The following is a 5,619-nucleotide window of genomic DNA, read 5'->3' on the forward strand; positions in this document are numbered from 1 at the left end:
ATATACATAAGCATCTTAAGGTTTACTTAAGAACCTAGTAAGAAAAAGAGACTTTTAGGAACTAGAATATATTTATCTTAACAAACCAACTTATAAAGTATTTCAGGAGGATTTTATGAAAAAGAAAATGGGTATCGCAATTGCTGCCTCTATTATCACTCTAACTAGTTTTACAGGAAGTACTTATGCAACTTCGAAAGCAGAAGTTCCTGTTACAGGTTCCTACAACACAAATCAAATGGCTCAACAGATAAAATGGTTAGAAGAGCATGCCATGCCATTAAAGACAACGGATCCAACAGCACCTATTCATGATTTGAGTCCGCTTAAGGATATGATCGGATCAGCTACAATTGTTGGTTTAGGCGAAGCGACGCATGGGGCTCATGAAGTTTTTACCATGAAGCATCGCATTGTTAAGTATTTGACAGCTGAAATGGGCTTTAAGGCCTTAGTGTTAGAAGAGGGATGGGACAGAGCATTGGGACTCGATCGCTATGTTCTTACGGGTAAAGGGGACCCAAGCCAATATCTAAGTCCTGTATTTAACACGAAAGAAATCATAGATCTGCTTCAATGGATACGCCAATATAATGCTGATCCAAAGCATAAATCCAAAATACGGATCATCGGGATGGATATACAAACCGTAAACGAGAGTGTTTATAACAATATCCTAACGTATGTAAAGAAATACGATCCGAAACTTGTAACTCGTTTCGAACAAAAGACGAAAGGCCTTATTCCTGTAACCAAGGATTTAGATACCTTTGGCGATCTTAAGAAAGAAACGAAAGCACGGTATGTTTCAGATGCGAAACAAATCAGCGCTTTATTAGAGCAAAATAAAAATAAACTGAATGGAAAATCTCCAGAGTTCGCATGGATCAAACAAAATGCCCGTATTATCGAGCAATTTACGACAATGACAGCCGCATATCCTGATAACCTGGAAGACTTTTATTTGAAACACGATATTGCCATGTATGAGAATGCGAAATGGACAGAAGAACATATAGGAAAAACAATCGTGTGGGGCCATAATGGGCACGTTTCGAAAACAAATATGATCCCTTTCGTATACCCTAAAGTAGCTGGGCAGCATTTAGCAGAACATTATGGAAAACGGTATGTATCCATTGGAACATCTGTCTATGAGGGACGTTACAATGTTTACAACACTAACCAAGAATTCGGTCCCTATGGAACATTAAAATTAGATGAGCCGAATAGTTACAACTATACCTTTGGACAAGTAAAATACGACCAGTTCTTTGTTGATTTACGTAAGGCAAGCGGAGTGACTAAAACTTGGCTAAACGAGCAACATGCCATTTTTGCCGGAGTAACAACGGTAGGTCCAGATTTCCCAACGACTGTTGATGTACCATTAGGTAAAACATTTGATATCCTTGTTCAAATTCAGAAAGTGAGTCCATCTCAACTGATCAGGAAACGGTGAATTCCTGGGATTTATTTATTTGACGGATTGTCAAGCTAAGTACGACAGTTCATTCATGAACGCTTCGTGAGCAGACATCCAGCCTAGACATCTACGTGGACGATTATTAATGAGAGAGATAGCCTCGTTGCCAGGAGAATACGGATCTACAAAATAAATTTTTAGATTTATGAGAGTTCTCAAGGTTGGCATAGCAAGCAAACTCTTTCCCGCGATCTACGGTAGCGGTTGGAAAGGCGGCTTGAGGATACTGGCTGGCAACAACACCAAAGGCAACCTCCATCGATAGGCGTTACGATCGGGCATCCTCAAGGCTAAATAGTGCCAAGTCATACGCTCAATAAAAGTGGCTACACAAGCTTTGCTTTTGCCACGGCTAGAGACAACGGTATCCAGCTCCCAGTGGCCGAAGGTTTCACGCTTGCGAACCTGAACCAGCTTCACGGTCAGCTCATTTGCAAGTTTAGGCTTATCCTTGCCGACAGAAGCACTAGATGCTGCGGCAACGATAAGCCTGTTGAGCCGACCGGGGCTTCGTATACATGCTCTGAGGCTTCCGCGTTCGATTTCTCGTGCGATGAGGGAATAGTGTCACCCAACTCACATGGGCATTTTTGTTTTCTAGCTGTCGCACTTCATATTACAATCCGTCATATTAAAAAGACCCATCCTCCTTATCGTTCAAGTGAAATGAGATTTTGAAAGTTTATCAAGCATAACTCAATTCACATTCAAACGAAACTAAATAGCCAGTCGCCGAGTGATTTTCGATGACTCGCTACAGAATGTGTTTTGATCCCTGTCCACAAATCTTATATTATTCGGGCAAAGTATACATCACATCAAAAGGATTCTTACCTTCAAAAAACTGAGTATACAATTTTGTCATATCTGCTGCACCTAGGTTGTTCTTGTTACTGCGTATTAAACGCCCTAGTTCTACTAATATATTTGCTTCTTTTGGACTGACAATTTTTCTATCTAACATATATTTTGTGCTTTCTGGTGTTTCCCACGCCCAATCATTTACCGCTACTTCAGTAGACGGATATCCAAATGACAATGAACCGATATATGCATACTTTGAACACAAGGGATGAACAATTAACAAAAATGTTGAGATTACCCCGGAGCGGTATCTTATCCTCTTGAGCGTTTTAACTTCATTAGCGAATGACTCCAAGTGACTAGGTAAATCTCCCCAATCGCTTTCGGACATTAACACTAAGATTTCAATTGCTAGTTCTTTATTTGGAGTTTCCGCCAATTTCGTAAAAATTTCGTTCATAGTAACGCCAGTAACTGTAAATGAATCAAAACATCTTACTGCTTCCGAAAGAAACACTTCCCCTAACGACACCAATCTTATATACTCGTCTAACAGTTTAGTATTGTTGCTAACATAATGCGGAGACTCGATAATAGTTTCAATTATTTGAGCCTTTGTACTGTTAGCCTCAACCAAGGGGATCATGCTTCTAAGAAAAGCAATACTATCGCCTTCTAATGCATTTATAGCAGAGCTATTTTTTAATAAATTTAGCGTTTCAACCAAAGTACTATCATAATCTTCTTCTAAACAAAAGTCATATATTGTTGAAATGATTTTTTTGTCCATATGTCTCCTCCAAGTATTCTATTTCATTTCTAATTAATGATTCTGAATCACTTTCCATTCGATACCACCTTTTGTCTCCCTATAAAGAAGCCTCATTATATTCGATAATCCTGTATTTTTTAATTATACAAGGTTCTCTTTCGTGTATAAACTGGATGAAATGTATAATTCCCCCTACTCGCTCACTGCTGTGTATTTCGACAATTTCATTTCCGGTTCTCTGTTGATCCACAATAAGGACAACTAACATTTTTCTTTATTGACATATTAAAAAGGCTCATCCTCCCTATCGTTCAAGTTGGAATAAGCCTTCAAAAGTTTATCAAGTTTGGTTGTCAGGTTATAGTTTTTGGTTTATTGATTGTATTATACGATTTTGTTGTTGATGTTTTAAATTTACATATAATCTTTAAAAGACGTTACAGAATTTTAGATAATTTTGTACCCTCAAACTTATTACCCCATCCTTTATTTTCATTAATAGAGTATATTAGGAATTGATCTACACTTGGCAATGGATATTTGTGATCTAACATTAGAATTATAAGTCTTTCCAAAGATTTTAAGCTACTTTCACCATAACCACTAACCGTACCATATGCGTGGCTAGCACCAAGCTCATGAATACTGTAAAGTAATAAGTTAATGGATTCATCTATATCTTGATACAGTTTGTACAAGTGCAGAAATTCCTCTTTGCTCAATCGTTCAAACTCATGCTTTTCATATGTTTTAAACTCCAGCAAATTCTCAGGAAGTATATTTTTCATGGGTTATATGTGTTACTTGGTTGAATAATGAGTTCATTCGACACTGGATGAGGATATTTTCGTCACCTACTACACAAATAGCTTCCGTTTTCAAAGGTTACACTTTTTTCCTCGACAGTAACTACCCTTAGTTCCAGCTACAAATTTCTTATTGACACGATAGACTTGCTTTCATCGGAAATAAATAAAGCCAATCCATATAATTCAAACGGTGAAGGCGGTAATTTAATATCAATAACCCATGCAAACGTTCGTATGTCCATTACGCTTTCATAAAAGCTAATAGGAGTAACAATTTCACCAGAAATGCCTTCTTTAACCAAATAGCTCTGTGCGATTTCTATTGCTTGTTTTATATCTAAATTCGGTTTAGTTTGACTTATTTTGTTTAATACATCTTCACCAAACAACACAAGCTCAATCATTTTATTTTCATCGGAGATAATAAAAACTACCGTATTGCCTCTATCGTGAATCCTCGCTTCAACGATCCAAACATTTCCTTTTATATTAAAGAAAGTTTTATTGGATAATGAAGTTTTATTGATTGTCCATGGAAAAGAATTCTTATCAATATGAGCCTGTGCTAGTTTCATCGCACTTTCAGTATTAAGTTTTTTATACATTATTCACCTAATCCTTTCCAATCTTTCAATGGCCAGTTACCAGTTCTTACAAATTGAATGTATCTTTGTGCTTCGTAAATTTCAGTTTCAGTAAACAGATGCTTATTTTTCATTATTGTTTCGTAAACAAATTCCTCCCTTTCTAATCTTTTAAGTACTGAATACGGTTGCGATCCAACATCTAACCAATGATTTGCGTGATAGCTTTCATGAAGAGCATCCAGTATCCTTGGATTAGGTCTTAGAATTATTCTACCGTTGATGTTATCAAACATCGCAGCTACATTTGGCGGTATTTTGTACTCTTTATAAATTTTACCTTTTCTATCTACAATAACCTTTATACCTTTGTTACCCATTTCCTTTTTAAAATTTCGAATGTTTCTTGTTGACATTAGTCTAAGATTATTTTCATCTAATTTAACGGTTTGAACTTTTCTGGCATCAAAAACACCTTCACCCGGCCCCTTATTTACATCCTGATTAGCTCGTTCCTCTATTTTTGGCAATGGGTTCTTTGCATTCACCTTCGGTAGAGTAGGCCCCCCAGATTTTGGAACAACTCCTCTTGCACCAGCAACAGAAGTGAATACTCCAAAGGAATTCATCCAATGCTCTTTAGATAATGGATCGTCTGGATTAAATGCTCCTTTTAAGGTATCTGCCATACCCGACGACAACCAGTTCACATAGTCATATGGGGATTGATTGCGCATGTCGGCCCTTGTCTTGTATCCTTCAACGATTGCACCCACCGTGTCGAACGCCCCGACCGTTAACCAGTTGCCAAAGTCGTATGGAGAATCTAACGATTTGTTTGCACGTACTTCTAACCCATTCCAAAAATCAATTCCTATTTCTGCAAAGCTATTTCCCGTCTTTTTAACTCCAGACCAAATTTCTTCTCCGGTCTGCACGCCCACCTCTGCAATTTTCTTCCCCATCGCGCGTTGGGCTTCCGCTTGCTGGATCTGGGCTTCGCCCAGCATAGCCAGCCACGACCGGGGTTCTTCTTGCTTCGGCTTCGGCTGCTGCTCTGCTGTATAACGATCGTAGCTCGCCTTCCAGCGTTGTCTCACTTCAGGTGGAATCTGCTGATACGCTTGAGCCATCGCATTCGACTCTATTACCATGTTTTGAACC

At 38.2% G+C, this 5,619-nt stretch carries 5 protein-coding genes and 1 pseudogene; 1 reads left to right on the top strand and 5 read right to left on the bottom strand.

Annotated features, from left to right (window positions below; translation table 11 throughout):
• Positions 1-115 precede the first annotated feature (115 nt).
• Entirely contained in the window at positions 116-1,462 is a 1,347-nt protein-coding gene (locus tag AZ66_RS26060; protein ID WP_044357534.1) for an erythromycin esterase family protein, read from the top strand.
• A 30-nt stretch (positions 1,463-1,492) separates the two neighbouring features.
• On the opposite strand, the pseudogene AZ66_RS33955 reads toward AZ66_RS26060, so the two are convergent.
• The 5 genes and pseudogenes from AZ66_RS33955 to AZ66_RS30215 all read right to left on the bottom strand — a co-directional run.
• Positions 1,493-1,894 (bottom strand): annotated as a pseudogene (locus tag AZ66_RS33955) (IS30 family transposase); the annotation flags it as partial.
• Positions 1,895-2,279: 385 nt separating this feature from the next.
• On the bottom strand, positions 2,280-3,080 hold the full coding sequence (locus AZ66_RS26065) for a hypothetical protein (protein ID WP_044357535.1): 801 nt from the start codon (positions 3,078-3,080) through the stop codon (positions 2,280-2,282).
• Between the two features lie 419 nt (positions 3,081-3,499).
• Positions 3,500-3,784, bottom strand: coding sequence for a hypothetical protein (locus tag AZ66_RS26070; RefSeq protein WP_156160089.1), 285 nt, complete (start codon positions 3,782-3,784; stop codon positions 3,500-3,502).
• 203 nt (positions 3,785-3,987) lie between these two features.
• Complete coding sequence (locus AZ66_RS26075) at positions 3,988-4,476, bottom strand: hypothetical protein (RefSeq protein WP_044357536.1); 489 nt, start codon at positions 4,474-4,476, stop codon at positions 3,988-3,990.
• Positions 4,476-5,619, bottom strand: a 1,144-nt coding sequence (locus AZ66_RS30215) for a zincin-like metallopeptidase toxin domain-containing protein (protein WP_156160090.1), incomplete at its 5' end; no start/stop codon positions are given. The genes AZ66_RS26075 and AZ66_RS30215, both read right to left, overlap by 1 nt.

The organism is Paenibacillus sp. E194, from assembly GCF_000935845.1.
GTDB lineage: Bacteria > Bacillota > Bacilli > Paenibacillales > Paenibacillaceae > Paenibacillus_B > Paenibacillus_B alvei_B.

Bases quoted from the DNA above. Each gene is read 5' to 3' on its own strand.
- AZ66_RS26060 (WP_044357534.1), top strand. From the start codon at position 116: ATGAAAAAGAAAATGGGTATCGCAATTGCTGCCTCTATTATCACTCTA.
- AZ66_RS26065 (WP_044357535.1), bottom strand. From the start codon at position 3,080: ATGGACAAAAAAATCATTTCAACAATATATGACTTTTGTTTAGAAGAA.
- AZ66_RS26075 (WP_044357536.1), bottom strand. From the start codon at position 4,476: ATGTATAAAAAACTTAATACTGAAAGTGCGATGAAACTAGCACAGGCT.